Source organism: Pseudoduganella chitinolytica (genome assembly GCF_029028125.1).
GTDB classification, from domain to species: domain Bacteria; phylum Pseudomonadota; class Gammaproteobacteria; order Burkholderiales; family Burkholderiaceae_D; genus Rugamonas; species Rugamonas chitinolytica.
In genome coordinates, this window is sequence record NZ_CP119083.1 from 4,697,926 (window position 1) to 4,724,356 (window position 26,431).

Consider the following 26,431-nt stretch of genomic DNA (forward strand, 5'->3'; position numbering starts at 1 on the left):
ACGTCCAAACAGCGCAGTTCACTTTAAAGGATTACTTGTGGCAAGAATTATTGTTGTAACGTCCGGCAAGGGCGGTGTCGGCAAAACGACGTCCAGCGCCAGCTTCTCCACCGGCCTCGCCATGCGCGGCCACAAGACGGTCGTCATCGACTTCGACGTGGGGCTGCGCAACCTGGACCTGATCATGGGCTGCGAGCGCCGCGTCGTGTATGACCTGATCAACGTGATCAACAAGGAAGCATCGCTGAACCAGGCACTGATCAAGGACAAGCACTGCGACAACCTGTTCATCCTGCCTGCCTCGCAGACGCGCGACAAGGATGCGCTGTCCGAGGACGGCGTGGAAGTCGTCCTGGCCGAACTGATCGGCATGGGCTTCGACTTCATCATCTGCGATTCGCCGGCCGGCATCGAGCACGGCGCGCTGATGGCGCTGACGTTCGCCGACGAAGCGCTGATCGTGACGAACCCGGAAGTGTCGTCGGTGCGCGATTCCGACCGTATCCTGGGCATCATCCAGGCCAAGTCGCGCCGCGCGCAGTCCGGCGGCGAGCCCGTCAAGGAACACCTGCTGATCACCCGCTACTCGCCGAAGCGCGTGGAAGCGGGCGAAATGCTGAGTTACACGGACGTGCAGGAAATCCTGCGCATCCCGCTGATCGGTATCATTCCGGAATCGGAACAGGTATTGCATGCGTCGAACCAGGGCAACCCGGCCATCCACTTCAAGGGGACGGACGTGGCGGAAGCCTACGAAGACGTGGTCGCCCGCTTCCTGGGCGAACAAAAGCCGCTGCGGTTTACGGATTACGAAAAACCGGGTCTCCTGAAGCGCATCTTTGGAGCAAAGTAAATGGCCCTGCTATCTTTCCTGTTCCAGAGCAAGCCCAAGACGGCCAACGCCGCCAAGGAGCGCCTGCAGATCATCATCGCCCGTGAGCGCAACGGCCGCACGGGCCCGGACTTCCTGCCCGCGCTGCACAAGGAGCTGATCGAAGTCATCTCCAAGTACACCAAGGTCAACGCGGACGACATCAAGATCTCGCTCGACCGCCAGGGCAACCTGGAAGTGCTGGACGTCAACGTCGTACTGCCGGACGCATAACACCGCACGCCGTACGCCGCCTGCAACAGCCGAGCCCGTGTCCCACCTCGGGGTCAGCCACCATCGTGGGACACGGGCTCTTCCGTAGCGACCTTATCTCTTTGCAGCCAGCAGCTCCTGCGCCACCTTCGCGCAGGCCTCCACGTGCTGGTAGCCGATCTGGCGGAAGGCAAAGAACCCGATGGCGGCCGAGGCCGCCTGGCCTGCCAGCGGCACGAATTTCGATGCCTGCTTCGCGACGAGCTTCTTGCCCGATTTCTGCATTAGCTTCAGCAGCAGGTCGCGGGTGATCAGGCGCCCCACCAGCGAGCCGCCGACGCTGACGGCGGCCTGGTAGGCGATCAGCTTGTAGTGGGGCTGCAGCTTGTCGACCTGCTCCGCCGTCAGGCCGAACTCGCGGTTGACGTCCTCGATCAGCTGCGTAAACATCTTAAGGTCGGACACGATATCGAGGCCCGGCAAAGGCACGGCGGAGACGCCCGCGGATACCACGGCGCGACGCCGCACCATGCGGCGGCAGCGTTCCCTGACCTCGGCGACATCCTCCGGCGACCCCGGCAGTAATTCCCATCCGCTGTCCACGTGAATATCCCCCGGCTAATTTCCAGCTGTAAAAAGTTGATTGAAAGTGAAGCTTTTTGAGTGTACCGTGTATCGGCCAACGGGGCCCGCACGGGTCCATCCCGTGATACTCTCTAGAAATAATTGGTTTGTTTAGTAACTATTTTTGTCAATCCCTGTTATATTCCTGTGACTAAGCCTCACCCACTCGCGTTAACTTGTCGATTAAGATGAAAATCGTCGTTCTAGATAATGACCGTAGCCAGTCCGACCTGATCTGCCAGGTGCTGACGTCGGCGGGCCACGTCTGCCATGGCTTCCAGACCGGTAAAGACTTGCTGAGCCAGCTCCGCAAGGAGGAGTACGACATGCTCATCTTCGACTGGCAGGTGAGCGACATGGGTGGTGCCGAGCTGATGCGCAAGGCCCGTGAGAAACTGAACGACAAGGCACCGGTACTGTTCATGACGACCAGTTCGGGCGAAGACGATATCGTGGCGGGCCTCGACACGGGGGCCGACGACTACATGATCAAGCCGCTGCGGCGCAGCGAAATGGTGGCACGCGTGCAGGCGCTGCTGCGGCGCGCCTATCCGACCCAAAATGGCGCGGAACAGCTGCAATTCGGTCAATATGTGTTTGAAACCCGGCCCGGGCGCCTGCTGATGGACGGCAATGTGCTGGACGTGACGCACAAGGAGTTTTACCTGGCGCTGCTGTTTTTCCGCAATATCGGCCGGCCGCTGTCGCGCGCCTATATTCACGAAGCGGTCTGGATACGCGAAACGGACGTCCCGTCGCGTACGATGGATACCCACGTGTCCCGCGTACGCAACAAGCTGCAATTGAAACCGGAGAACGGTTTCCGCCTGGTGCCCGTCTACAGCTACGGCTACCGCCTGGAAAAGCTGGGCGGCTGACCTCGTCAGCGCCAGGCTCGGACGATTTGTCCTAGCCTTTCCAGGGGGACAGAAAAAAGGTCCGGACGGCACATCACGGTATAATGTCCACCTATATCCTTGATTTTTCAAGAAATGCAACTGCTTGCCGTCGGCCTCAACCACACCACAGCTCCGGTCGCCCTGCGCGAGCGGCTGGCGTTCGCGCCCGATCAGCTGGCGACGGCGGTGGCAGCGGCGCGCAACTGGTTCCAGCGTCTCGATACGCGCGGCAGCGACGAAGCGGCGATCCTGTCGACGTGCAACCGCACCGAACTGTACGCGGCCAGTGCGGCCGACAATCCGCTCGACGCCGGCGCCCACTTCCTGGCCGACTTCCACAAGCTGAACTACGCCGAACTGCGTCCGCACCTGTACATGCTGCCGCAGCACGAGGCCGTGCGGCACACGTTCCGCGTCGCGTCCGGGCTGGACTCGATGGTGCTGGGCGAAACGCAGATCCTGGGCCAGATCAAGGACGCGATCCGCACCGCCGACGAAGCGGGCGGCCTGGGCACCTACCTGCACCAGCTGTTCCAGCGCAGTTTTTCCGTGGCGAAGGAAGTGCGCAGCACGACCGAGATCGGCGCGCACAGCGTGTCGATGGCGGCTGCGGCCGTGCGGCTGTCGCAGCGCATCTTCGACAAGATCAGCCAGCAGAACGTGCTGTTCATCGGCGCCGGCGAGATGATCGAGCTGTGCGCCACGCACTTCGCGGCGCAGACGCCGAAGTCGATCACGGTGGCCAACCGTACGCTGGAGCGGGGCGAGGCGCTGGCGCATCGCTTCAACGGCAAGGCCATGCGCCTGGCCGACCTGCAGCACCAGCTGCACCAATATGACATCCTGATTTCGTCGACGGCGTCGTCGCTGCCGCTGATCGGCCTTGGCATGGTCGAGCGCGCCATCAAGGCACGCCGCCACAAGCCCATGTTCATGGTCGACCTGGCCGTGCCGCGCGATATCGAACCGGAAGTGGCGCGCCTGAACGACGTGTTCCTGTACACGGTGGACGACCTGGCCGACGTGGTGCAGACCGGCATCGAGAACCGCCAGGCCGCCGTCGCGCAGGCCGAGGCCATCATCGAGACGCGCGTGCAGTCGTTCATGCACTGGGTCGACGACCGTGCGGTCGTGCCCGTCATCCAGGGGCTGCAGGAAAACGGCGAGGCCATCCGCCTGGCCGAGCTCGAGCGCGCCCGCAAGCTGCTGGCCAAGGGCGAGGACATCGATGCCGTACTGGAAGCGCTGTCCAAAGGCCTGACGGCCAAGTTCATGCACGGCCCGCAGCAAGCGCTGCACCGCGCCCAGGGCCAGGACCGCGCCCAGTTGGCCGAACTGCTGCCCCAGCTGTTCCGCGGCCGCCGTTAGCGGCCCCTCTCCTGCCTGTCCGCCGCGCCTTGCGGCATCCGTCGTTCCCTCTTTCGATCCCGAGATTATGAAACCATCCATGTTGTCCAAGCTGGACCAGCTCGCCAATCGCCTCGTCGAACTGGACGAGCTGTTGATGTCCGAAGGCGCCACCGCGAATATGGACAGCTACCGCAAGATGACGCGCGAGCACAGCGAACTGGGCCCGCTGGTCGAACTGTACAAGAGCTACCAGCAGGCGCAGGGCGACATCGCCGAGGCGCAGCAGATGCTGGCCGATCCGGACATGAAGGAGTTCGCCCAGGAAGAAATCGAGACGGGCAAGGCGCGTCTCGCCGAGCTGGAGCTGGACCTGCAGAAGATGCTGCTGCCGAAGGATGCGAACGACGAGCGCAACATCTTCCTGGAGATCCGCGCAGGTACGGGCGGCGATGAGTCGGCGCTGTTTGCGGGCGACCTGCTGCGCATGTACACGCGTTTTGCCGAGCGCAGCCGCTGGCAGGTGGAGATCGTCAGCGCGTCCGAAAGCGACCTCGGCGGCTACCGCGAAGTGATTGCCCGCATCGTCGGCAACGGCGCGTACTCGAAACTGAAATTCGAGTCCGGCGGCCACCGCGTGCAGCGCGTGCCGGCCACGGAAACGCAGGGTCGCATCCACACGTCGGCCTGCACGGTGGCCGTGATGCCGGAAGCGGACGAGGTGGAAGACGTCCACATCAATCCGGCCGACCTGCGCATCGACACATTCCGCGCCTCCGGGGCGGGCGGCCAGCACATCAACAAGACCGACTCGGCGGTGCGCCTGACCCACCTGCCGAGCGGCATCGTCGTCGAATGCCAGGACGACCGCTCGCAGCACAAGAACAAGGCGTCGGCCATGAAGGTGCTGGCCGCGCGCATCAAGGACGTGCAGCTGCGCGAGCAGCAGTCGAAGGAGGCGGCCACCCGCAAGAGCCTGATCGGCAGCGGCGACCGCAGCGAACGCATCCGTACCTACAACTTCCCCCAGGGCCGGATGACGGACCACCGCATCAACCTGACCCTGTACAAGCTGGACATGATCATGGACGGTGACCTGACGGAGCTGACGAACGCGCTGTCCGCCGAACACCAGGCCGAGCAGCTGGCCGCGCTGGGCGACTGAGGGCGGACGACAACGCCGCCACGGCCCAGCCCGTGTCCACCATGGGGTCACACCCCGACATGGACACGAACTCGGCCATCGATTGCCGTCGAGCCCGTGTCCTTGTCGGGGTGTGACCCCGAGGTGGACACGGTCCCGGCCGTGCGTGCTATTGAGCTTGTGTCCCACTTTGGTGACTGACCCCGCGGTGGGACACGAGCTCGGCTGTGTTGGCGCTGTGGTGACGGGTTAAGCGCCTGCTAAGGCCTGGCGGACGCTTTGTGCGAGAATTGGCGCGGCCCATCCACTGATAACTTTTATAAACGATGAACTCGCGCACCCTACTCCTGACGACCGCCGCCGTCTGCTTCCTGCTGATCGGCGTGGCCTTGTACCTGCAGCACGTCGTCGACCTGCTGCCCTGCCCGCTGTGCGTGATCCAGCGCTACCTGTTCCTGGTCATTGCCATCGGCTGCCTGATCGGCGCCTTCAGCCGCAAGCCCAAGCTCGGTGCCGGCATCGGCTTGCTGGCCGGGCTCGGTGGCCTGGGCGTCGTAGGCAAGCACCTGTACGTGCTGGCCCACCCCGGCTTCTCGTGCGGCATCGATCCTACCGAAACGTTCCTGAACAAGCTCCCCACTGCCACCTACCTGCCGTGGCTGTTCCAGGCCGACGGCCTGTGCGAGAACGCCACCGAAGGCTTCCTGGGCCTGTCGATCCCGCAGTGGTCGGCCGTCTGGTTCGTCATCCTGACGGCCACCATGGCGTGGGTGCTGCTGCGCCGCCAGCGATGAGCCCGCTCGTCGCACCCGGCGTCACCGTCGCGTCGCTGCAGCGCCCGGGGGCCCTCGATCCCGTCGATCACCGCATCCTCGTGTGCCATGCGCTGGGCCTGTCGCGCACGGGACTCATCACGCACTCGGAACGGGTGCTGAGCGGCGACGAAGCCGCGCGCCTGTCGGCCCTGCTGCAACGCCGGCTCGACGGCGAGCCGATCGCGTACATCGTCGGCAAGCGCGAGTTTTATGGGCTGGACTTCGAAGTGTCGCCCGCCGTGCTGATTCCCCGCCCGGAAACGGAACTGCTGGTCGAGCTGGCGCTGGAGCGCCTGCCGCCCCAGGGTCGTGTGCTGGACATGGGGACGGGCAGCGGCGCCATCGCCGTCGCGCTGGCCCATACGCGGCCGGACGCCGTCGTGACGGCGCTGGACGTCAGCCCCGCTGCGCTGGCCGTGGCGCAACGCAACGCGGCCGCCAACGACGTCACGGTACAGTTCCTGCACAGCGACTGGTTCAGCGCGGTGGACGCCGCCACGTTCGACCTGATCGTCTCCAATCCCCCGTACATCGCCAGCGGCGACCGCCACCTGGCCGAGGGAGATTTGCGCTTCGAGCCGGCTGGCGCATTGACCGACCATGCCGACGGGTTGTCGGCGCTGCGCCGCATTGTCGACGGGGCGCCGGCTCGTCTGGCCCCGGGCGGCTGGCTGCTGATGGAACACGGCTACGACCAGTCTGCGGCTGTGCAGGCGCTGCTGGCGGCGCAAGGCTATACGCACGTGCAGAGCTGGCACGACCTGGCTGGCATTGCCCGCGTGACAGGCGGCCGGGCGGGCTTGCGTTAGCCACCGTCCCGACCCGCCCGACGGGCCTTTGCTAGAATCCCGTCCATGCCTTGTGGGCCTCGGTGCCTGCCCGTTTGTGAGCAAATTTTAAGCAACATAGGGGGCACCACGCGCGTTTTTCCGATTTCGGTTACTCTCGCACCAACTCTTTGGTCAGATGCACAAGAAAGGAATAGCAAATTGTCCACTCAATTGACGCGCCGCCTGGCCCTGCTTGCCAGTGAACCGCACCGCGACGTGCTGCGGGGCGGCTTGCGTGGCATCGAGCGGGAGACGCTGCGGGTCCAGCCGAACGGCGAACTCGCGCACACGCCCCACCCGATCGGCTGGGGCTCCGCGCTGACGCATCCCGAGATCACGACCGATTACGCGGAAACGCTGGCCGAGTTCATCACGCCGGCCGAGTCCGATATTGCCACGACACTGCAGAAGCTCGACGGCATCCACCGCTTTGCCTACAGCAAGCTGGGCGGCGAACTGCTGTGGAGCCAGTCGATGCCGTGCCACCTGCCCGCCGAGGAAGACATCGAGATCGCCTGGTACGGCAAGTCGAACCTGGGCATGCTCAAGCACGTCTACCGGCGTGGCCTGGCGCTGCGTTACGGCAAAGCCATGCAATGCATCGCCGGCATCCACTACAACTACTCGCTGGACGAGCGCCTGTGGCGCATCCTGGCGGAGGCCGAGGGCGCGACGAAATCGCCGGTAGCGTACCAGTCGGAAGCCTACCTGGCCACGATCCGCAACTTCCGCCGCAACAGCTGGCTCCTGATGTACCTGTTCGGCGCCTCCCCGGCCCTGAACAGCAGCTTCCTGCGCGGCCGCCCGCACAAGCTGGACACGCTGTCGGCAGACACGTTGTACCTGCCTTACGCCACCAGCCTGCGCATGAGCGACCTGGGTTACCAGAACGATGCGCAATCGGGCCTGAGTCCCCACGAGAACAGCCTGGACAGCTATGTCGCCACCTTGACCCGCGCCGTCAACCAGCCCTACGAGCCGTACCAGAAGATCGGCACGAAAAACGCGGCCGGCGAATGGCAGCAATTGTCGACCAACGTCATCCAGATCGAGAACGAGTATTACTCGACGATCCGGCCCAAGCGCGTGATCCGCACGGGCGAGCGCCCGATCCAGGCGCTGTGCAACCGCGGCGTGCAGTACATCGAAGTGCGCTGCATGGACGTCGATCCGTTCAATCCGGTCGGCATCGCCGAGCAGGCCGGCCGCTTCCTCGACGCCTTTTTACTGTTCTGCGCGCTGGAGGAAAGCCCGGCGATCACGGAACACTGCGGCGAAGTCCTGGCGCGCAATTTCGCCCGTACCGTCAAGGAAGGCCGCAAGCCGGGCCTGACCCTGACCCGCGACGGCAAGGAGGTGACACTGCAGGACTGGGGCCGCGACCTGCTGGAGCGCATCCGTCCCGCCGCCGAGCTGCTGGACTCGCTGCGCGGCGACACCGTCCATGCGGCTTCGCTGGCCGAGCAGGCCGCCAAGCTGGCCGATCCGGAGCGGACGCCGTCCGCTGCCGTGCTGCGCGAGCTGGAGGCCAATGGCCACTCGTTCGCCGAATTCGGGCTGCGCCAGAGCGAACGGCATGCGGCCTACTTCCGCAGTCATCCGCCCTCGGCCGAGGAAGCGGCCTACTTCGAGCGCCTGGCGCGGCAGTCGCTGGCCGAGCAGGCCGACCTCGAGGCAGCCCCGCAAGGCAATTTTGACGATTACGTGGCGGCCTACCGCAACAGCAACCTGTGCCACGACCATCCCTGACGCGGGGCGGGCGTGCTCACCTTCTATAACGAACAGCACGCCCAACACCGGGCGCGCCACGAGCTCGTCCGTGGCGTGCCCACGCCGCCGCGCGAGACACCCGACCGCATCGACGGCGTGCTGGCCGAACTGGGCCGGCGCGGCTTGGGCCGCATCGTCACACCGCACGGCGTGCCGCTGATGTCGCTGGAGCGGGTACACCATCCCCGCTACCTGCACTTCCTGCGCACGGCGTGGCACGAATGGCTGGCGCAAGCCCCGGCCAATGCCGGCCGGGATGCCTTCGCCTCGCACTTTCCCGTGCGCGGCATGCGCACCGATATCGAGCCGGATGATTTCGGCGCCCGCCTGGGCCTGTATGCCATCGACACCGTCACGCCGCTGACGGCCGGCACGTGGACGGCCGCGAAGACGGGTGCCGACTGCGCCGTCAACGCAGCACACGCGCTGCGCGTGGGTGAGCGCGGCAGCTTCGCGTTGACACGCCCGCCCGGCCACCATGCCGGTCCCGACTACTACGGCGGCGCCTGCTACCTGAACAACGCCGCGCTGGCGGCCCAGCACCTGCTCGACGACGGCCTGCAGCGCGTGGCCATCCTGGACGTCGACTACCACCATGGCAACGGCACCCAGGCCATCTTCTACGAGCGCGCCGACGTGCTGTGTATCTCGCTGCATGCGGAGCCCCGCACCGCGTACCCGTTCTACTGCGGCCATCCGGACGAGACGGGCGGCGGCCATGGCCTCGGCTACAACGTCAACCTCGTGCTGCCGGTTGGCGCCCCCAACCCGCAAGCGTGGTTCACGGCGCTGGAGACGGCGTGCGTGCGCCTGTCGATGTACCGCCCGGACGCACTGGTCGTGGCCCTGGGCGGCAATACGTTCCAGGGTGAACCACACGGCGGCTTCGGCCTGCAAGGCGGCGACTACCTGCGCCTGGGCGAGCGCATCGCCTGGCTGAACCTGCCGACCTGCTTCGTATTCGAGGGCGGCAGCCCGTTGCGGGAACTGGGCGTCAACGTCGTCAACGTGCTGGAAGGGTTTGAAACAGCGTTGTGAACGCACGCGATTAAAAATCGCTTGCAATTGAATCGCACGCTATGTATAGTGTGTTCATCGGCGCCGCTGTTGTGTCAGCAAAGACAAAACATCGTACGCTATTCAATCGAAAGTTACCTAATAGAAAGGATTCACCATGTCGATCCAACAAGTCCTGTACCGTGCCCAAGCTAAATCCACCGGTGGTCGCGAAGGCCGTTCCGTCTCCGACAACGGCGTGCTGGACGTCAAGCTGACGACCCCGAAGGAACTGGGCGGTAACGGCGCCGTCGGCACCAATCCGGAGCAGCTGTTCGCGGCCGGCTACTCGGCCTGCTTCATCGGCGCCCTGAAATTTGTTGGCGGCCGCGACAAGATCGCCGTGCCGGCGGACACGTCGATCGACGCAACGGTCGGCATCGGCCCCATCGAAACGGGCTTCGGCATCGAAGTGGAACTGAAGATTTCGCTGCCGGGCCTGGATCGTGAAACGGCCGAGAAACTGGTGCAGGCCGCGCACATCGTCTGCCCCTACTCGAACGCCACCCGCGGCAACATCGACGTGACGCTGACCATCGTATAATCGTCGCACCCCGGACAGGCCCCGATCGCCAGGCGATCGGGGCCTGTTCTTCTTGACGCGAGAGAACGATGATCGAATGGCAGTGGCTGGAGTTTGAAAGCATTCCCCGCAGGGATCTGTACGAGGTGCTGCGCCAGCGCCAGAACGTGTTCGTGCTGGAGCAGACCTGCCTGTACCCGGACCTGGACGGCTACGACGAAACCGCGCATCACCTGATGGCGTGGCGCACGCAGGATGGCGAACGCACGCTGGCCGCCTACCTGCGCTGTCTGGCTCCTGGCGCGAAATACGACGAGATGTCGCTGGGCCGCATCCTGACGCCGGCCGCGTCGCGCGGCACGGGCATTGGCCGCCAGCTGGTGGCCGAGGGCATCCGCCGCGCCGAAGCGCAGCACCCGGGCCACCGCATCCGCATCGGCGCGCAGCAGCGGCTGGAAAAGTTCTACCAGGGCTTTGGCTTCGAAACCGTCAGCGCGCCGTATGACGAGGATGGCATCCTGCATATCGACATGCTGCGCTGACGCGATCCGCAAACCAGAGACGGCCTCCCGCAAATCGGGGACAGCCTCCTTTTTTCGTTACGATGCGAATCGGAGGCTGTCCCCAATTCGCTAATCGGGGACAGCCTCCTATTTGCATAATGCGGAACGGAGGCTGTCCCCAATTCGCGCTATTTGCATAATGCGGAACGGAGGCTGTCCCCAATTCGCGATTTGGAGGCTGTCCCCAATTCGCCTGGTTTCGACGCTGGCTCAAAAGCTGACGATGAAGCGGGCGCCGCTCGTTACCGAGCGGGCGTGGCGCACCGTGCCGCCGTTGCCGTGCACCAGCTGGCGCACCATCGCCAGGCCGATGCCGCGGCCCCGCTTCTTGGTCGAGAAGAACGGCGTGAAGATGTGCGGGGCGGTGTCGTCCGGCACGCCGGGACCGTTGTCCGACACCTCGATGCGCAGGCGCCCGCCGCGCCCCAGCCGGGCGACGACGTCCACTTGCGGTGGCGTCGCGTGCGCGGTGGCTTCGGCCGCGTTTTTCAGCAGGTTGATCAGTGCCTGCTCCAGCTGGCCCGGATCGACCAGCACTTCCAGCGACGCCGGTTCGACGGCAAAACGGGCGCTGCCGCCGCGCGCCTGCCACTGCTGGCCAACGAGTGCGTCGAGCCGGGCAAACAGGTCGGCCAGGCGCACGCGTTCGGGCCGCGGCTGCGGCAACGTCGACAGGCTGCGGTAGCTGGCCACGAAATCGACCAGGCTGGCCGAGCGGCGCGCGATCGCGTCGAGCGCCGTGCCGATATCGGTCGCCTGCTCCGACGGCAGCGGCACGTCGTCCAGCATCTCGCGCGCCGTGCGCGACAGCGAGGCCACCGGCGTCAGGGAATTCATGATCTCGTGCGTCAGCACGTGCACCAGCTGGCGCCAGGCGTTCAGCGCTTCCGCTTCCAACTGGCTTTCGACAGGCAGCAGCGCCACCAGGCGCTGGGCCTGCCCCTGCACCGTCAGGGCCGACACCGCGACCAGGGCGCGCTCCAGGCCCCGCTCCGTGTCGAAGCCGATCAGCGTGCGCTCATCGACCGGCTGCGCCGCCAGCAGCGCATGCAGGCGTTCCGGCTCGCTGGCACGGCCCGGCGCCAGCAGCCGGCGGGCGTTGCCGTTCAGTGCCGTCACGGCGCCCGCACCGCCCATCCCCTCGACCCGAAACAGTGCCATCGGCGCATGCTCCAGGCGCGCTTCCAGCGCCAGCAGCGCGTCGTCGCTCGACAGCGCCGACCGTCCGGGCACGGCAGGCTCCGGCAACGGCCGCGGCACCGTCAGCCGCGCCAGCAAGCGCCACAACGCCAGCGCCGCGATGGCTGCCCCGACGCCGCACAGTACCAAGAGCCGGGGCGAGTCGGGCACGCGTGCCGCGCAGCCTGCCAGCACCGCCAGCGCCGCGGCCGACCAGCCGACGCCCGCCTTCAGCGCCCGCTCAGATGCCATGCTTGTCCAGCTTGCGGTACAGCGCGGCGCGGCTGACGCCCAGCATCCGGGCCGCGTGGCTGATATTGCCTTGTGCCTGCGCCAGCGCGGCGGCAATCGCGTCGCGCTCCAGCGTGCTCAGGGTCGCGGCCTCCGTTGCCGCCGGCAGCGGTGCCATCGCCGCAAGCATGCCGAAATCGCCGGTGTCGTACTGCGCGCCGCTGGCCAGGATGACGGCCCGCTCGCAGGCGTGCCTCAGCGCGCGCACGTTGCCCGGCCACGGGTGCGCCTGCAGCGCCGCCAGCGCCGCGGCCGACAGCGTGCGCGCGGGCCGCCCGTACTGTGCTTCGTACTGGCGCAGGTAGTGGCGCAGCAGCGCCGGGATGTCGTCGCGCCGTTCGCGCAGCGGCGGCACGCGGATCACGATGGTGTTCAGCCGGAACAGCAGGTCGGGCCGGAACACGGCCGCGTCGAACAGGCGCGCCTCGTCCAGATTGGTGGCGCTGACGATGCGCACGTCCACGCTCTCGGGCCGGTCCGCGCCCAGCGGCGTGACCTCGCGCCGCTCCAGCGCCGTCAGCAGCTTGGCCTGGCCGGCCAGGGGCATGTTGCCGATCTCGTCGAGGAACAGCGTACCGCCGCGCGCGGCCTGGAAGCGCCCGGGGCGGTCGGCCTTCGCATCCGTGAAGGAGCCCTTGCGGTGGCCGAACAACTCGCTCTCGAACGTCGATTCCGGCAGCGCGCCCATGTCCACGGCCAGGAACGTGCCGTCGGCGCGGCGCGAGGCGTCGTGGATGGCGCGCGCCACCAGCTCCTTGCCGACGCCGTTCTCGCCCAGCACCAATACGTTCGCTTCCGTCGGCGCCACGCTGGCGATCATCGCCCGCACGGCCTGCATCGGCGCCGACTCCCCCATCAGTGCCGACGTGGCGGCAAGCGCCGGCGCCGTCGTGCGGCGCGCCAGCGCGCTGTCCACGGCCGCCAGCAGGCGGGCATTGTCCCAGGGCTTGGTGAGGAAATCGTCGGCACCGCGCTTGAGGGCTTCGACTGCCAGCGGCACGTCGGCATACGCCGTCAGCGCGATCACGGCCGGCGCACAAGGTTGCCGGCGCAGCAGGTCCAGCGCCGCCAGCCCTTCCGCGCCATCGGTGCGGCCCGGCGTGAAATTGAAGTCCAGCAGCACCACGTCCGGCACGGCGCGCGCCAGCAGTTCCGGCAGGCCGGCGGGATCGTCCAGCACCGCGACGTCCTGGTAACGGCGGCGCAGCAACATGCGCGCGGCGCAGGCCACGTCGGCGTCGTCGTCGAGGATCAGGATGCGGGCGGCGGCCATGGTCGGAGCGGGAAGTGGCGATCGGGGCATTCTAGCAGCAGGTTTCATGCGCAGGGCGACGGCGTGCGGGGGTGTCCGGAAGCGGACAGCGCGGGTTGTCCGGTATTGGACGATCGGCCCCTGCAAGCCGCGCCGATACGGCGTTTGCGGCCCTGGCACATCGCTTGCTGTATAGCCGGCATGACACCGCATCCCCTCCGCCCCGCCACCGGCGCCGCCATGGACACTATCGTGCCCCGCAAACGGGGCCGCACGCTTGTGCTGGCCGCCGCCGCGCTCCTGCTCGCGGCGGCGGCAGCCTTGGCGCTGTGGTACTGGCTGCCGCGCGGCCTGCAGGTGGACGGCCGCGACCTGCGCATCGCCACCGTGGAACGGGGCATCTTCCGCGACGACATCGCGGTGCGCGCCAGCGCCGCGCCGCTGCGCGCCGTCATCCTCGACTCCGTCGAGTCGGGCCGCATCGAGGAGGTGTTCGCGCGCGACGGCCAACTGGTCGACCAGGGCGACCTGCTGTTCCGCATCTCCAACCCGCAGCGCAACCTGGAGCTGCTGGCGCGCCAGTCCGAGCTGGCGCAGCAGATCTCCAACCTGTCCACCTTGCGGGTCGCCGAGCAGAACGACCGCAGCCAGCGCCAGCGCCGCCTGGACGACCTGGCGTTCGCGCTGGAACAGGCGCAGAAAAGCTGCGCGCGCCAGCAGCGGCTCGCGACCGAAGGCTTCATCTCCGCCGCCGCGCTGGAGGAAAGCTGCGACCGGCGCGACAAGGCCCAGCGCGCGCTGGCGCTGGAACAGGCCAGCAACGCGGCCGAGGACAAGGTGCGCGGCAATGCGCTGGGCCAGCTGGAGGAAGCCATCGGCGGCCTGCGCACCGGCCTGCAACTGGTGCAGGCCACCGTCGATGCGCTGGCCGTGCGCGCGCCGGTGGCCGGCCGCCTGACGGACTTTCGCCTGCAGGTGGGCGAATCGATCGTGACGGGCAAGAACGTGGGCCGCATCGACGACCCGGCGCGCTTCAAGCTGCTCGCCCTCATCGACGAGTTCTACCTGAGCCGCGTGACCGTGGGCCGCCAGGGCAGCGTGGTGCAGGACGGTCGCCGCTATCCGGTCAGGGTCGGCACGGTCTACCCGCAGATCAAGGAAGGCCGCTTCACGGCGGAGCTGCTGTTCACGCAGGGCCAGCCGGACGTGCTGAGCCCCGGCCAGAGTGTCGATGCGCAGATCACGCTGGGCGAGCCGGCGCCGGCGCTGCTGCTGCCGCATGGCGCATTCGTCAACGACAGCGGCGGCGCCTGGGCATTCGTGCTGACGGATGCCAGCCATGCCGAGCGCCGCGCGATCCGCACCGGGCGGCGCAACAATGCCCAGATCGAAGTGCTGGATGGCCTGCGCGCGGGCGAGCGCGTCATCGTCTCGGGCTACGGCGGCTTCGGAAAATCGACCAGGCTGCAGATTTCGCAGTAATCTTCCCACTCGAACAAAAGGAACGGCAATGCTCAAACTCTCAGGCGTCAGCAAGATCCACGTGGCGGGCGAAGTGCAGACCACGGCCCTCGACCGCATCGACCTGGAAATCGACGCCGGCGAATACGTCGCCATCACGGGCCCTTCGGGCTGCGGCAAGTCCACCCTGCTCAGCCTCCTGGGCCTGCTGGACGTGCCCACCAGCGGCGACTACTGGTTCGAAGGACGCAACGTGTCCGGCTGGAGCGAGGCGCAGCTGAACGAACTGCGGCGCGGCCGCATCGGCTTTATCTTCCAGAGCTTCAACCTGATCGAGGAGCTGTCGGTGTTCGAGAACGTGGAGCTGGCGCTGGAATACACAGGCATGGCGGTGCGCGAACGCCGTGCGCGCGTGGCCCAGATGCTGGACAAGCTGGGCGTCGCGCACCGCGCCAAGCACCGGCCGTCGCAACTGTCCGGCGGCCAGCAGCAGCGCGTGGCGATTGCCCGCGCGCTGGTCGCCGGCCCGGCGATCCTGCTTGCCGACGAACCGACCGGCAACCTCGACACGGCCCATGGCGATGAAGTCATGCGCCTGCTGCGCACCATCAACGCGGAAGGCACGACGGTCGTGATGGTGACCCACTCGCCCAGCCACGCGGCGCAGGCCTCGCGCACCTTGAACCTGCTGGACGGACGCATCATGGTCGACGCCCTGCGGGCCGCATGATGCGCGTGGCCGACTTTCGCATCGGCTGGCGCCTGCTGCTGCGCGAGCCGGGCTTTTCCTGCATGACGATCGCCGGCCTGGCCGTGGCCTGCGCCGCCTGCTTCCTGCTGCTGGGCTTCGTGCGCTACAGCTTCAGCTACGACGCCCATGTGCCGGACGCGGCCCGGGTCTACCTCGTCAAGCAGCGCATCAATTTTTTCCCCCGCCCCGAGTGGGACACCCGCACCATGCTGCCGCTGCGGCAGGTCGCGCTGGACAGCGGCCTGGTCGAACAAGCCAGCATCGCCGTGGCGCTGCGCCAGCCGCTGCGGACCGGCACGACGCTGCACGATGTCGAGCTGCTGGCCGTCGATCCCGCCTTTGCGACCATCTTCGGCGTCCAGCCGCTGGCGGGCGACCTGGCCGCCGCACTGACGCGGCCGGACGGCATTGCCGTGACCCGCGCCACCGCCGCTCGCCTGTTCGGCCACGCCGCGCAAGCCGTCGGCAACACGGTGCGCAGCGGCGACGAAACCCTGCGCGTGCTGGCGGTCCTGCCCGACCCACCGGCCAACAGCACGCGCGGCTGGGAGGCGCTGACGGGGCCCCTGAGCCGTGCCCGGTCCGCGACCGAACGCACCCTGATGCCGGACTGGACACGGGGCAGTGTGTACTTGAGATTGAAAGCCGGTGCCGATCCGCGCCAGCTCGAACGGCAATTGCAGCAGGCCGTCGACGATTCGCCGTTCACGCAGCGCTTTCGCGCCCGCGCCATCGGCAAGTCGATCGCGGGGACGGCGGTGGACGAACGGCTGGTAGCCCTGCCGGACATCTATTTCGACGCCGACCTGGCGGCGGGCCGCGCGGGCGACAGCTACGGCAAACGTTCCACGGTGCTGGGCCTGGCGGCGGTGGCGCTGCTGATCCTGGCGCTGGCCGTCGTCAACTACATCAACCTGGCAACGGTACGCGCCTTGCGGCGCCAGCGCGAGACGGGGCTGCGCAAGCTGCTGGGCGCCCACACCGGCCGCGTGGCGACGCAGTTCCTGGCCGAATCCGTGCTGGTGACGGTGCTGGCGGCGGTACTCGGCATGATCCTGGCGTGGCTGATGCTGCCCACGTTCGCCAGCCTGGTGGACCGCGAGCTGACGGGCTTCTTCCATCCGCTGCGTATCACGCTGGCGCTGCTGCTGGCCGTGGCGACGGGGCTGTGCGCCGGCGCCTGGCCGGCCTGGCTGGCCATGCACGTGCGCCCGGCGGCGGCGCTGGCGGGCCGCGACAACAGCGAGACGGTGGGCGGCCTGTGGCTGCGGCGCGTGCTGACGGTGCTGCAGTTCGCCACGGCGATGGCGCTGGCCGGCATCACGCTGGCCGTCGGCTGGCAGACCCGCTATGCCAGCGGCGCCGACCCGGGCTTCGACCCGGCGCCGCTGCTGGTGCTGGACCTGCCGGACAACCCGGCCCCGCCCGAACAGAAGGTGCGCGACTTCACCGCCGCCGTGCGGCGCCTGCCGGCGCTCGAGGCCGCCGCGCTGTCGGCCGAGGCGATCGGGCGCGACGGCGTCAAGACCGTGCAGGGGTTTACCACCCGCGACGGACGCGACCTGCGCATCGAGACCAAGGCCGTGTCGCCGGAGTACTTCGGCACCTACGCATTGCGGCCGCAGTTCGGCCGCCTGTTCGACGCCAGCGACCGGCCGGACGGCGACGCCATCGTCATCAACGCGGCGGCCGCCACGATGCTGGGTTACGACTCGCCCCAGGCCGCCGTGGGCCAGGTGCCGTTTACGACGGGCGGCACCGTCATCGGCATCGCGCCGCCGCTGCGCCACCAGACGCTGCGCCAGAAGACGGAGCCGTTTATTTACGTGCTGCGCCCTGTCTACGGCGTGCTGACGGTGCGCACGGCCCTGCCGGCGGACAGCGTGACGCGGGCGATCGAACCGCTGTGGCGGCAGTATTTCCCGGACCGCGCGATGACCCTGCAACCGGCCGCGCAGTTCTTCAGCGAGAACTACGAACAGGACCGGCGCCTGACGCGGATCCTCGGCTTTGCCAGCCTGGTGGCGATTGCCCTGGCCGCGTTCGGGATCTACGTGCTGGCGGCCTACAGCGTGCAGCGCAACACGCGCCAGATCGTGCTGCGCAAGCTGCATGGCGCCAGCCGTGCGGCGATCGGCCGCCTGCTGGGGCGCGAGTTCGGCTTGCTGCTGGCATGCGGCGCCGTACTCGGCCTGCCCCCGGCGGCTGCCGCCATCGAGCACTACCTGGCCGGCTTCGTCGAACGGGCCCCGCTGGGTGCCTGGCCGCTGCTGGGAGCGACGGCGCTGGCGGCCCTCGTGGCGCTGGCGGCCACCGCGCGCCATGCCTGGGCGGCCATGGGCCTGGCACCGGCGCAGGCGCTGCGGGAATGAACAACGGCGGCCCGCAGGCCGCCGTTCAGTTAACTGCAACACCGGGCAACGCCGGCGCGCCTGGGACACGCATCGCCCCACAGGCGCAGAGCCGGGGTCGGACCCGGCGGGTCCGACCCCAGTCGCTGGTTCCGGGTTTACAAGGCCAGCAGATCAGCGCTTGATCGCCACCATCTCGACGTCGAAGACCAGTGCGGAGTTGGCAGGAATACCGGGGCGTGTCTCCGAGCCATAGGCCAGGTTGGCCGGGATGACGAGCGTGCGCTTGCCACCCACCTTCATGCCTGGGATGCCCTGCTCCCAACCGGCAATGACACGGTTCTGCCCCAGCGTGACCGTGAGCGGTCCACGCCCCGTGCTGGAATCGAACTGCGCCCCCTTGTTGCCCGCCGCCGTGGCCGAATACAGCCAGCCCGTGTAGTTGACGGTGACGCTGTCGCCGGCCGCGGCTTCGATCCCGGTGCCGACCACCGTGTCGGTCTTGGTAAAGGCCGGCTGTGCAGGGGTGGCCGGGGCGGGGCTATCGCTGCCGCCGCCGCCGCAAGCGGTCAGCGCCAGTGCGCAGGTCAGGGATGCAACAAACTGGAAGATCGATTTCATTGGGCTCACTGTGATGGGTTGATGGTCACGCGCCTGGTCAGCCAGGCGCGCTCGACCGGCGAGTGTAGCGGACCCGCCGACCCAATGCACATTTGCAACAAATCAGTTACAAATTTGTCGTCAGATCTCCACCTGCGTACCCAGCTCGATTACCCGGTTCGGCGGGATCTGGTAATAGTCGGCGGCGGCACGGGCATTGCGCGACATCGCGACGAACAGGTGCTCGCGCCACGTCGCCATGCCCTCGCCCGGCGCCGAGATCACCGTCTGGCGGGCGATGAAGAACGACGTCTCCATCATCTCGAACGGCAGCCCCAGCTCGCCGCACAGGGCCAGGATGGCGGGGATGTCCGGTTCGTCCTTGAAGCCGTAGCTGACGTTGACCTGGTAGCACTGGTGGCCCAGGTCGGTGATGCGCACCTGGTCGGCGCGCGCCACGTACGGCTCTTCCAGGATGTGCACCGTCAGGAACACGACACGTTCATGCAGCACTTTGTTGTGCGACAGGTTGTGCAGCATCGCGTGCGGCACGCCGTCGCTCTCGCCGCGCAGGAAGACGGCCGTGCCGGGCACCCGCACGGGTGGCGCCACGAACAGCGAGGAGAGGAAATCCTCCAGCGGGATCGCGTGCTTCTCCAGGTTGCGGAACACGAGGAAGCGGCCGGTACGCCACGTCATCATGATGGTAAACAGCGCCGTGCCCAGTGCCAGCGGCATCCAGCCGCCGTGGAACAGCTTCAACGTGCTGGCCGAGAACAGCGCAATGTCCATGACGAGGAAGAAGCCGGTCGCGCCCACGCAGACCAGCAGCGGCAGGTGCCAGCGGTAGCGGGTGACGAAGAACGTCAGGATCGTCGTGGCCAGCATCGTCGCGGTGACGGCGATGCCGTAGGCGCCGGCCAGGCGGTCGGACGAGCCGAAGCCGATCACGGCGATCAGCACTACGATCAGCTGCAGCCAGTTGACGGCCGGGATGTAGATCTGGCCGATCTGGTGTTCGGACGTGTGCAGCACGCGCATGCGCGGCAGCAGGCCCAGGGCGATGGCCTGCTTCGTCATCGAGAACGTGCCGGAGATCGTCGCCTGCGAGGCGATCACCGCGGCCATCGTCGACAGCACCACCAGCGGATAGACGCTCCAGCTGCCCAGCTGCTGGAAGAACGGGTTCGAGATGGCGTCGGGATTGCGGATCAGCAGCGCGCCCTGGCCGAAGTAGTTCAGCGCCAGCGCGGGAAAGCAGACGAGGAACCACGCCATGCGGATCGGCTTCTTGCCGAAGTGGCCCATGTCGGCATACAGCGCCTCGGCGCCCGTGAACGCCAGCACGACGGCGCCCAGCGCGACAAAGGCGACAAAGCCGTTGTGGTACATGAAGGTGATCGCATGCAGCGGATTCAATGCCGCCAGGATGGCCGGCTCCTGCACGATATTGACGACGCCCATGACGGCGAGCGAGGCGAACCACACCATCATGACGGGGCCGAACCAGCGGCCGATGCCGGCGGTGCCGTGGCGCTGCACGGCATACAGCGTCACCAGCACGACGATCGTCAGCGGCACGACGTACTGCTCCAGCGCCGGCGCGGCCACTTCCAGGCCCTCGATCGCGCCCAGCACGGAGATGGCCGGCGTGACGACGCTGTCGCCATAGAACATCGTGGCACCGAGCACGCCGATGACGAGCAGCGGGAAATGCCAGCCGGAGCGCTTGCTGACGGCATTGAGCACCAGCGCCATCAGCGCCATGATGCCGCCCTCGCCGCGGTTGTCGGCGCGCAGCACCAGGGTGACGTACTTGAGCGAGACGATCATCGTCAGGCCCCAGAAAATCAGGGAGATGATGCCGAGGAGGTTGGCGTGGTTCAGCGCCAGGCCGTGTTCGGGATCGAAAATCGTCTTCAGCGTATACAGCGGGCTCGTGCCGATGTCGCCATAGACGATCCCTACCGCAGCCAGGGTCAGCGCGGCGATACTGTTCTTTTTATCTGTCAAGGTACACCCGGAGTGAGTTTTGGCGCATTGCACAATAGGTCAACCGTGCTGGAAATGCAAGTAGAGCTCGCCATGCCGTGCGGGGCTACCAGGGCCCCGCCTGCAGGGCCGCCGCCATTATGGTATTTTCCCCGCCTCACGAAAGAAAACCATGCAACAAAATCCACACGCCGTCCCCGGCACTGCCTATCGGCCAGGCGACGGAGGCCATCCATGAACCGCGGTATCGCTTACGCCGCGCTGGCGTTCCTGATCTGGGGCCTGTTCCCGCTGTACTTCAAGGCATTGCACGAGGTGCCGCCCGTCCAGATCCTGGCGCACCGGATGGTGTGGTCGCTGCTGTTCCTGTGCGCCGTGCTGACGATCCGGCGCCAATGGCAGTGGCTGCCGGACGTGCTGCGCCGGCCCCGCGTGGTGGCGACGTTCACGCTGTCGGCGCTGCTGCTGTCGGCCAACTGGTTCATCTACATCTGGGCCGTCAACAATGGCCATGTGATCGACGCCAGCCTGGGTTACTTCATCAACCCGCTCGTCAACGTGCTGCTGGGCCTGCTGGTACTGAAGGAGCGGCTGCGTCCCGGCCAGTGGGCCGCCATCGGCGTGGCCGCGCTGGGCGTGCTGTGGTTGACGGTGCAGGCCGGCGAGCTGCCGTGGATCGCGCTGCTGCTGGCCGGCAGCTTCGGCGCCTACGGCCTGCTGCGCAAGACGGCCGCGCTGGCGGCGCTGGAAGGATTGTCGTTCGAGACGCTGCTGCTGTTCCCCTTGGCGGCGATCTACGTGGGCTGGCTGACGCTGCAGGGGGACAATGCGTTCCTGAACACGCCCAGCGACGGCACGCGCTGGCTGCTGGCCGCGGCCGGGCCCATCACCGCCATTCCGCTGCTGCTGTTCGCCGCCGGCGCGCGCCGCATTCCGCTGTCGGTGCTGGGCATGCTGCAATACATCGGCCCGACGATCCAGATGTTGCTGGGCCTGACGGTATTCGGGGAGACGTTCTCGGCAGCGCGGCTGGCCGGCTTTGTCGTCATCTGGAGCGCCCTGGCGCTGTACATGGCCGAGGGGCTATGGACCAGCCGGCGGGCAGTGCCGGCCTGAGCGTGGCGGCCGTCAGCCGGCGGCAACGCTTGCGCTGAACGGATCGAGCGCGCGCACGGGCCGCAATGACGCAAAGGCCGTGCCGCCGTCGCGCGTGACGACAACCAGGTCGTGCACGAGGGCGATGGCGGCGATCTGCTTGTCGATGGTGTGCGGGTCGTGCTTGTCGTTGCCCAGCAGCGTGCCCCACACGCGCGCCGCCTCGGTATCGAATTCCAGCACCCGGGCGCCAAACACGTCGAGCAGTTCCTCCAGCCAGCGTTCGTACATGCCGGCACGCTGCACGGCCAGTTCGTCCTGCTGGCGGCGCAGCCGGGCAATGCCGGCCTGGATTTCACCGATCACCTGGGCCGGCAGGAATAATGCCTCGCTCTGCACCTCCGCAAAGAACGCCTGCACGCCACGATTGGCGCGCGCGCCCTTGCGGTACTCCGAGATGACGTTGGTATCGAGCAGGTACATGACGGCTCAGCGCACGTCGAACAGCGCGTCGTCCTCGAAATACGGCATTGCCGCCAGCACTTCCTTGAACGAGCGCTTCTTCGGGCGCACCGTCAAGGAGCTGCGCAAGATCTCGCGGTGCTCCGCTTCCGCGCTGCGGCCATTGCCGGCGGCCGTGCGTTTCAAGGCCTCGACCACGGCCTCGTCGATATCGCGTACCAGTAACTGGGCCATCATGCCTCCTTCGCTATCATTGCTAGCAGCCTACTGCGTCTCCCCTTATTATGCAAGCGGCCCCGGCTGCACACGCCGACAAATCGCAAACCCGCCGGGCGCGGCTAGCCCGGCGTCCCCGTTTGGCGTATCCTTGTTGACCTTCTGTATTTCCATCAATTCATCGAGTTATTTCTAAATGGCAAATTACGTCTATACCATGAACCGCGTGGGCAAAATCGTCCCGCCCAAGCGCCAGATCCTCAAGGATATTTCGCTGTCCTTCTTCCCGGGCGCGAAGATCGGCGTGCTGGGCCTGAACGGCTCCGGTAAGTCGACGTTGCTGAAAATTATGGCCGGCATCGACACGGACATCCAGGGCGAAGCGCGCCCGATGCCGGGCCTGAACATCGGTTACCTGCCGCAGGAACCGCAACTGGACCCGGAGAAGACCGTGCGCCAGGAAGTGGAATCGGGCCTGGGCGAAGCCTTCGAGGCGCAAGCCAAGCTGGACGCCGTGTACGCCGCGTATGCGGAAGAAGACGCCGACTTCGACGCGCTGGCCGCCGAGCAGGCGCGCCTGGAAGCGATCATCTCATCCTCCGACGGCGGCAACCTGAACCTGCAACTGGAAATGGCCGCCGACGCGCTGCGCCTGCCGCCATGGGATGCCAAGATCGCCGTGCTGTCCGGCGGCGAGAAGCGCCGCGTGGCGCTGTGCAAGCTGCTGCTGTCCAAGCCCGACATGCTGCTGCTGGACGAACCGACCAACCACCTGGACGCCGAATCGGTCGAATGGCTGGAACAGTTCCTGCTGCGCTTCCCCGGCACCGTGGTGGGCATCACCCACGATCGCTACTTCCTCGACAACGCGGCCGAATGGATCCTGGAACTGGACCGCGGCCATGGCATTCCATGGAAGGGCAACTACAGCTCGTGGCTGGACCAGAAACAGGCCCGCCTGAAGCAGGAAGAAGCGACGGAATCGGCACGCCAGCGCGCACTGCAGAAGGAACTGGAATGGTCGCGCCAGAACCCGAAGGCCCGTCAGGCAAAATCGAAAGCCCGCCTGGCGCGCTTCAACGAACTGTCCGAATACGAATACCAGAAGCGCAACGAGACGCAGGAGATCTTCATTCCTGTCGCCGAGCGCCTGGGTAACGAAGTCATCGAATTCAAGAACGTGTCGAAGGCCTTCGGCGACCGCCTGCTGATCGACAACCTGTCGTTCACGGTGCCGCCGGGCGCCATCGTCGGCATCATCGGCCCGAACGGTGCCGGTAAGTCGACGTTGTTCAAGATGATCGCGGGCATCGACAAGCCGGACAGCGGCGAAGTCGTCATCGGCAAGACGGCCAAGGTGTCGCTGGTCGACCAGAGCCGCGACGAGCTGGCCAACAACAAGACCGTGTTCGAAGACGTGTCGGGCGGTGCGGACATGCTGTCCGTGGGCCGCTTCGAGATGCCGTCGCGCGCGTATCTCGGCCGCTTCAACTTCAAGGGCGGCGACCAGCAGAAAATCGTCGGCAACCTGTCCGGCGGCGAACGCGGCCGCCTGCACCTGGCGAAAACCTTGCTCAAGGGCGGCAACGTGCTGCTGCTGGACGAACCGTCGAACGACCTGGACGTCGAGACGCTGCGCGCGCTGGAAGACGCGCTGCTGGAATTCGCCGGCTCCGTCATGGTCATCTCCCACGATCGCTGGTTCCTGGACCGGATCGCCACGCACATCCTGGCGTTCGAAGGCAACTCGCAAGTCACGTTCTTCGACGGTAACTACCAGGAATATGAAGCGGACAAGAAGAAACGCCTGGGCGAAGAAGGTGCCAAGCCGAAGCGGATTCGCTACAAGCCACTGACGACCTGAGCGTAGGCCATTCATGGCCGGGCTCGTGTCCCACCGCGGGGTCAGACCCCGCGGTGGGACACGAGCCCGTCAGTCAGCGACGGCTGGCAAAAAAAAGGACCCTCGCGGGTCCTTTTGTCATTTCAAACCGGCTGCGCAGCAGGTCTGGCGTATGCCATCAGAAGTTGTAGCGCGCGTTCAGCGAGACGCCACCCTTGCGACGGCCGTAGTCGACACCCGTCTTGCCGTAGTGTTCGTATTCCAGCGACATCGAGACTTTCTCGTTGATCGCATAGTCGGCGCCCACGGCAGCGTACACGCTGTTCTTGCTGTACTCATCCTTGCCGCTCACGCCGAGGATATTGCCCGACACTTCGTTGCGGTTGTGGGCGACACCCAGCTTGCCGAACACATTGACCTTCTCGGCCACAGGGTAGGTGGCCTTGCCCGCTACGTAGAACGACTCGGACTTGGTCTCGACATTGCCACGCAAGCCTGCCGCCGTGTAGTCGGCGTCGCCTTTACCGAAGTTGGTGTAGCCGCCTTCGACCGCCCACATCGGATTGATCTGGTAGCCGGCAAAGACTTTGCCGCCCCATTCGGTCTTCTTGTCGTCGCTGACGGTCACGCCGGTGCCGGCAATGCCGGTATCGTAGCGGTGTTCGGAAGCGATGACGCCGACGCCCATGTAGGGAACGCCGTCGGCGGCGTGAGCGGACACGGCGCCCAGGGCGCTAACGGAAGCCAGTACGGCCAGGATGGTCTTTTTCATGTTGTGATCTCTCAGCAAATGGTTGAACTGCCAGGGATCGCTGTTCATCGTGGAACTGCGACGAAGCCAAGATAACACCGACTTTGATTTATAAAAGGTCCATTTACGTAATAATTGTTAGTAGTTGTAATCGCTATTGAAATGACGGTTTGTCACCCCAAATGCCACGGTTGGGCCCGGTTTTTGTTGTGTTAGGCAACGCACACTGGGCCGTTGTCGCAATCGTTCAAGACGCTTCGCCGGCCGCTGCCTAAGCTGTGCGGTATCGACATTTCCGGACCGCCGCCATGCCTGTCATCGCACCCCGCACAATGCACCGCCTGTCTGGCAGCGTGCTGGCAGTGTTCGTACTGGTGCACGTGCTCCAGCATCTTGCCGTGCTGGCCGGTGCCGGCTCGCATCTGGCGCTGATGGAGGCGCTGCGCACGATCTACCGCTGGCCTCCCGTGGAGGCATTGCTGCTGCTGTGCGTCGCGATCCAGCTCATGACAGGGCTGCCGCTGGCGTGGGCCGCACGCGCGCCGGCCCAGCGCTGGGCCAGGTTCTCCGGGCTGTACCTGCTGGTGTTCCTGGGCATACACACGGGGGCCGTGCTGGTGGCGCGGACGGGTGGGATCGATACCAATATTTACTTCGCGGCGGCGGGCATGCACGCCTGGCCGGCGGCGGCGTTCTTCTATCCGTATTATTTCTTCGCCGTGGTCGCCGTGACGATCCACATGGGCAGCGCGCTGGCACGCCGGCAGCCGCTGCCTCGCAAGCGCCGCTTCATCTGGCGCTGTGCCGGGGCAGGCGTGTTGTTGAGCGCGCTGATCCTTGCCGGCATGGCCCGGATCGACATCCCGGCCCCCTATTTACAGCCGTTCGTGGCGGCGCCTTTCAGCGCGAAACTATCCAGCGGAACGTCAGGTTGACGCGCACGCCCCGTGGCTTGGTTTCCTTGTTGATGCCATGCTTCCAGTGGCGCTGCAGCGGCCCGGCCATCAGCAGCAGGCTGCCGTCCGTCAGGTCGAGCTTGAGCGTCTTCGGCAGCGTCTTGTGCTTCAGGATGAAGGTGCGGGTGGCGCCGAAGGTCAGCGACGCGATGGCGGGTGCCGGCCCCAGTTCGGGCTCGTCGTCGCTGTGCATGCCCACGCTGTCGCGCTCGTTGCGGTAGCAGTTCAGCAGTACGCTGTTGAAGCGGCGAGCGGTGACGCGCTCGACGATGTCTTGCAGCTCGCGTAATAGCGATGTCAGCGGCAGCGGCCGGAACAGCCGTCCCGAGTAGGTGTAGGCGGCGTCGCCATACCAGGCGGACAGGCGCGGCTGCTTCTGCTCCTTGCCCCAGACAAAAATGGTTTCTTTCTTCCACGCCGTTTCGTCCAGCAGGCGCTGCAGGATCTCGGCGTTTGTCGCCGGCAGCGGCAACTGCGGCAGGAACGACAGCTCGCCATCGTCGATGGGAATCGGCTGCAAGGTGTCGGGAGAGTCGAACAGGTCCATCGCGCTATCATAGCGAACCACAAGAAGAT

At 66.4% G+C, this 26,431-nt stretch carries 26 protein-coding genes; 17 read left to right on the top strand and 9 right to left on the bottom strand.

The genetic code is table 11. The features are described from left to right. Positions 1-37: 37 nt before the first annotated feature. Entirely contained in the window at positions 38-853 is an 816-nt protein-coding gene (minD, locus tag PX653_RS20785) for a septum site-determining protein MinD (protein WP_277414616.1), read from the top strand. Further along, positions 854-1,105 carry a cell division topological specificity factor MinE gene (gene minE / locus PX653_RS20790; protein WP_277414617.1) on the top strand — a complete coding sequence of 84 codons (252 nt, stop codon included), beginning with the start codon at positions 854-856 and terminating at the stop codon, positions 1,103-1,105. 93 nt (positions 1,106-1,198) lie between these two features. Here the strand turns inward: minE and PX653_RS20795 are convergent, their stop codons facing one another. Next, complete coding sequence (locus tag PX653_RS20795; RefSeq protein WP_277414618.1) at positions 1,199-1,687, bottom strand: hypothetical protein; 489 nt, start codon at positions 1,685-1,687, stop codon at positions 1,199-1,201. A 209-nt stretch (positions 1,688-1,896) separates the two neighbouring features. On the opposite strand from PX653_RS20795, the gene PX653_RS20800 reads away from it, so the two are divergent. The 9 genes from PX653_RS20800 to PX653_RS20840 all read left to right on the top strand — a co-directional run bounded on the left by PX653_RS20800 (position 1,897) and on the right by PX653_RS20840 (position 10,634). Beyond that, entirely contained in the window at positions 1,897-2,586 is a 690-nt protein-coding gene (locus PX653_RS20800) for a response regulator transcription factor (RefSeq protein ID WP_277414619.1), read from the top strand. A 114-nt stretch (positions 2,587-2,700) separates the two neighbouring features. After that, positions 2,701-3,975 carry a glutamyl-tRNA reductase gene (hemA, locus tag PX653_RS20805; protein ID WP_277414620.1) on the top strand — a complete coding sequence of 425 codons (1,275 nt, stop codon included), beginning with the start codon at positions 2,701-2,703 and terminating at the stop codon, positions 3,973-3,975. Positions 3,976-4,042: 67 nt separating this feature from the next. Further along, entirely contained in the window at positions 4,043-5,119 is a 1,077-nt protein-coding gene (prfA, locus tag PX653_RS20810) for a peptide chain release factor 1 (RefSeq protein ID WP_277414621.1), read from the top strand. A 305-nt stretch (positions 5,120-5,424) separates the two neighbouring features. Beyond that, positions 5,425-5,892, top strand: a complete 468-nt coding sequence (locus tag PX653_RS20815) for a disulfide bond formation protein B (RefSeq protein WP_277414622.1) — start codon at positions 5,425-5,427, stop codon at positions 5,890-5,892. Next, entirely contained in the window at positions 5,889-6,722 is an 834-nt protein-coding gene (gene prmC, locus PX653_RS20820) for a peptide chain release factor N(5)-glutamine methyltransferase (RefSeq protein ID WP_277414623.1), read from the top strand. The genes PX653_RS20815 and prmC overlap by 4 nt, the downstream gene beginning before the upstream one ends. A gap of 180 nt (positions 6,723-6,902) precedes the next feature. Further along, a complete protein-coding gene (gene gshA, locus PX653_RS20825; protein WP_277414624.1) occupies positions 6,903-8,492 on the top strand; it encodes a glutamate--cysteine ligase in 1,590 nt (529 codons plus the stop codon). 12 nt (positions 8,493-8,504) lie between these two features. Continuing rightward, positions 8,505-9,551 carry a histone deacetylase family protein gene (locus tag PX653_RS20830; protein ID WP_277414625.1) on the top strand — a complete coding sequence of 349 codons (1,047 nt, stop codon included), beginning with the start codon at positions 8,505-8,507 and terminating at the stop codon, positions 9,549-9,551. A 136-nt stretch (positions 9,552-9,687) separates the two neighbouring features. Continuing rightward, the gene (locus PX653_RS20835) at positions 9,688-10,113 is read left to right on the top strand and encodes an organic hydroperoxide resistance protein (protein WP_277414626.1); all 426 of its coding nucleotides are present in this window, start codon (positions 9,688-9,690) and stop codon (positions 10,111-10,113) included. Positions 10,114-10,181: 68 nt separating this feature from the next. Further along, complete coding sequence (locus PX653_RS20840) at positions 10,182-10,634, top strand: GNAT family N-acetyltransferase (RefSeq protein ID WP_277414627.1); 453 nt, start codon at positions 10,182-10,184, stop codon at positions 10,632-10,634. A 231-nt stretch (positions 10,635-10,865) separates the two neighbouring features. On the opposite strand, the gene PX653_RS20845 is transcribed toward PX653_RS20840, so the two are convergent. Together PX653_RS20845 and PX653_RS20850 are read right to left on the bottom strand one after the other, a co-directional pair. Beyond that, entirely contained in the window at positions 10,866-12,086 is a 1,221-nt protein-coding gene (locus PX653_RS20845; protein ID WP_277414628.1) for a sensor histidine kinase, read from the bottom strand. Further along, positions 12,076-13,398 carry a sigma-54-dependent transcriptional regulator gene (locus PX653_RS20850; RefSeq protein ID WP_277414629.1) on the bottom strand — a complete coding sequence of 441 codons (1,323 nt, stop codon included), beginning with the start codon at positions 13,396-13,398 and terminating at the stop codon, positions 12,076-12,078. The genes PX653_RS20845 and PX653_RS20850 overlap by 11 nt, the downstream gene beginning before the upstream one ends. A gap of 219 nt (positions 13,399-13,617) precedes the next feature. On the opposite strand from PX653_RS20850, the gene PX653_RS20855 reads away from it, so the two are divergent. The 3 genes from PX653_RS20855 to PX653_RS20865 are packed head-to-tail and all read left to right on the top strand — an operon-like array spanning position 13,618 to position 17,961. Next, positions 13,618-14,859 carry an efflux RND transporter periplasmic adaptor subunit gene (locus PX653_RS20855; RefSeq protein ID WP_277414630.1) on the top strand — a complete coding sequence of 414 codons (1,242 nt, stop codon included), beginning with the start codon at positions 13,618-13,620 and terminating at the stop codon, positions 14,857-14,859. Between the two features lie 28 nt (positions 14,860-14,887). Beyond that, positions 14,888-15,568 carry an ABC transporter ATP-binding protein gene (locus PX653_RS20860; RefSeq protein ID WP_277414631.1) on the top strand — a complete coding sequence of 227 codons (681 nt, stop codon included), beginning with the start codon at positions 14,888-14,890 and terminating at the stop codon, positions 15,566-15,568. Then, positions 15,565-17,961 (top strand): ABC transporter permease, encoded by a 2,397-nt coding sequence (locus tag PX653_RS20865; RefSeq protein WP_277414632.1) that lies wholly within the window; start codon positions 15,565-15,567, stop codon positions 17,959-17,961. The genes PX653_RS20860 and PX653_RS20865 overlap by 4 nt, the downstream gene beginning before the upstream one ends. 153 nt (positions 17,962-18,114) lie before the next feature. Here PX653_RS20865 and PX653_RS20870 read toward each other — a convergent pair whose 3' ends face one another. Together PX653_RS20870 and PX653_RS20875 are read right to left on the bottom strand one after the other, a co-directional pair. Further along, positions 18,115-18,561, bottom strand: coding sequence for an FKBP-type peptidyl-prolyl cis-trans isomerase (locus PX653_RS20870; protein WP_277414633.1), 447 nt, complete (start codon positions 18,559-18,561; stop codon positions 18,115-18,117). A 120-nt stretch (positions 18,562-18,681) separates the two neighbouring features. Then, entirely contained in the window at positions 18,682-20,553 is a 1,872-nt protein-coding gene (locus PX653_RS20875) for a potassium transporter Kup (RefSeq protein WP_277414634.1), read from the bottom strand. A gap of 213 nt (positions 20,554-20,766) precedes the next feature. Between PX653_RS20875 and rarD the strand changes: the two genes are divergently transcribed. Further along, a complete protein-coding gene (rarD, locus tag PX653_RS20880; RefSeq protein WP_277414635.1) occupies positions 20,767-21,648 on the top strand; it encodes an EamA family transporter RarD in 882 nt (293 codons plus the stop codon). Positions 21,649-21,660: 12 nt separating this feature from the next. On the opposite strand, the gene PX653_RS20885 is transcribed toward rarD, so the two are convergent. Continuing rightward, positions 21,661-22,110, bottom strand: coding sequence for a type II toxin-antitoxin system VapC family toxin (locus PX653_RS20885; protein WP_277414636.1), 450 nt, complete (start codon positions 22,108-22,110; stop codon positions 21,661-21,663). A gap of 6 nt (positions 22,111-22,116) precedes the next feature. Further along, complete coding sequence (locus tag PX653_RS20890) at positions 22,117-22,323, bottom strand: FitA-like ribbon-helix-helix domain-containing protein (RefSeq protein ID WP_277418626.1); 207 nt, start codon at positions 22,321-22,323, stop codon at positions 22,117-22,119. 178 nt (positions 22,324-22,501) lie between these two features. On the opposite strand from PX653_RS20890, the gene ettA reads away from it, so the two are divergent. After that, a complete protein-coding gene (gene ettA / locus PX653_RS20895) occupies positions 22,502-24,169 on the top strand; it encodes an energy-dependent translational throttle protein EttA (RefSeq protein ID WP_277414637.1) in 1,668 nt (555 codons plus the stop codon). 157 nt (positions 24,170-24,326) lie between these two features. Here the strand turns inward: ettA and PX653_RS20900 are convergent, their stop codons facing one another. Beyond that, on the bottom strand, positions 24,327-24,920 hold the full coding sequence (locus PX653_RS20900; protein ID WP_277414638.1) for an outer membrane beta-barrel protein: 594 nt from the start codon (positions 24,918-24,920) through the stop codon (positions 24,327-24,329). Between the two features lie 311 nt (positions 24,921-25,231). On the opposite strand from PX653_RS20900, the gene PX653_RS20905 reads away from it, so the two are divergent. Then, entirely contained in the window at positions 25,232-25,834 is a 603-nt protein-coding gene (locus PX653_RS20905; RefSeq protein ID WP_277414639.1) for a succinate dehydrogenase/fumarate reductase transmembrane subunit, read from the top strand. Here PX653_RS20905 and PX653_RS20910 read toward each other — a convergent pair. After that, positions 25,800-26,402, bottom strand: a complete 603-nt coding sequence (locus PX653_RS20910) for an alpha-ketoglutarate-dependent dioxygenase AlkB family protein (RefSeq protein ID WP_277414640.1) — start codon at positions 26,400-26,402, stop codon at positions 25,800-25,802. The genes PX653_RS20905 and PX653_RS20910 overlap by 35 nt on opposite strands. Positions 26,403-26,431: the final 29 nt, after the last annotated feature.

Coding starts and splice junctions, on each gene's coding strand:
- minE (WP_277414617.1), top strand. CDS start 854: ATGGCCCTGCTATCTTTCCTGTTCCAGAGCAAGCCCAAGACGGCCAAC.
- PX653_RS20800 (WP_277414619.1), top strand. CDS start 1,897: ATGAAAATCGTCGTTCTAGATAATGACCGTAGCCAGTCCGACCTGATC.
- hemA (WP_277414620.1), top strand. CDS start 2,701: ATGCAACTGCTTGCCGTCGGCCTCAACCACACCACAGCTCCGGTCGCC.
- prfA (WP_277414621.1), top strand. CDS start 4,043: ATGAAACCATCCATGTTGTCCAAGCTGGACCAGCTCGCCAATCGCCTC.
- PX653_RS20815 (WP_277414622.1), top strand. CDS start 5,425: ATGAACTCGCGCACCCTACTCCTGACGACCGCCGCCGTCTGCTTCCTG.
- prmC (WP_277414623.1), top strand. CDS start 5,889: ATGAGCCCGCTCGTCGCACCCGGCGTCACCGTCGCGTCGCTGCAGCGC.
- PX653_RS20835 (WP_277414626.1), top strand. CDS start 9,688: ATGTCGATCCAACAAGTCCTGTACCGTGCCCAAGCTAAATCCACCGGT.
- PX653_RS20840 (WP_277414627.1), top strand. CDS start 10,182: ATGATCGAATGGCAGTGGCTGGAGTTTGAAAGCATTCCCCGCAGGGAT.
- PX653_RS20845 (WP_277414628.1), bottom strand. CDS start 12,086: ATGGCATCTGAGCGGGCGCTGAAGGCGGGCGTCGGCTGGTCGGCCGCG.
- PX653_RS20850 (WP_277414629.1), bottom strand. CDS start 13,398: ATGGCCGCCGCCCGCATCCTGATCCTCGACGACGACGCCGACGTGGCC.
- PX653_RS20855 (WP_277414630.1), top strand. CDS start 13,618: ATGGACACTATCGTGCCCCGCAAACGGGGCCGCACGCTTGTGCTGGCC.
- PX653_RS20860 (WP_277414631.1), top strand. CDS start 14,888: ATGCTCAAACTCTCAGGCGTCAGCAAGATCCACGTGGCGGGCGAAGTG.
- PX653_RS20865 (WP_277414632.1), top strand. CDS start 15,565: ATGATGCGCGTGGCCGACTTTCGCATCGGCTGGCGCCTGCTGCTGCGC.
- PX653_RS20870 (WP_277414633.1), bottom strand. CDS start 18,561: ATGAAATCGATCTTCCAGTTTGTTGCATCCCTGACCTGCGCACTGGCG.
- rarD (WP_277414635.1), top strand. CDS start 20,767: ATGAACCGCGGTATCGCTTACGCCGCGCTGGCGTTCCTGATCTGGGGC.
- PX653_RS20885 (WP_277414636.1), bottom strand. CDS start 22,110: ATGTACCTGCTCGATACCAACGTCATCTCGGAGTACCGCAAGGGCGCG.
- PX653_RS20890 (WP_277418626.1), bottom strand. CDS start 22,323: ATGGCCCAGTTACTGGTACGCGATATCGACGAGGCCGTGGTCGAGGCC.
- ettA (WP_277414637.1), top strand. CDS start 22,502: ATGGCAAATTACGTCTATACCATGAACCGCGTGGGCAAAATCGTCCCG.
- PX653_RS20900 (WP_277414638.1), bottom strand. CDS start 24,920: ATGAAAAAGACCATCCTGGCCGTACTGGCTTCCGTTAGCGCCCTGGGC.
- PX653_RS20905 (WP_277414639.1), top strand. CDS start 25,232: ATGCACCGCCTGTCTGGCAGCGTGCTGGCAGTGTTCGTACTGGTGCAC.
- PX653_RS20910 (WP_277414640.1), bottom strand. CDS start 26,402: ATGGACCTGTTCGACTCTCCCGACACCTTGCAGCCGATTCCCATCGAC.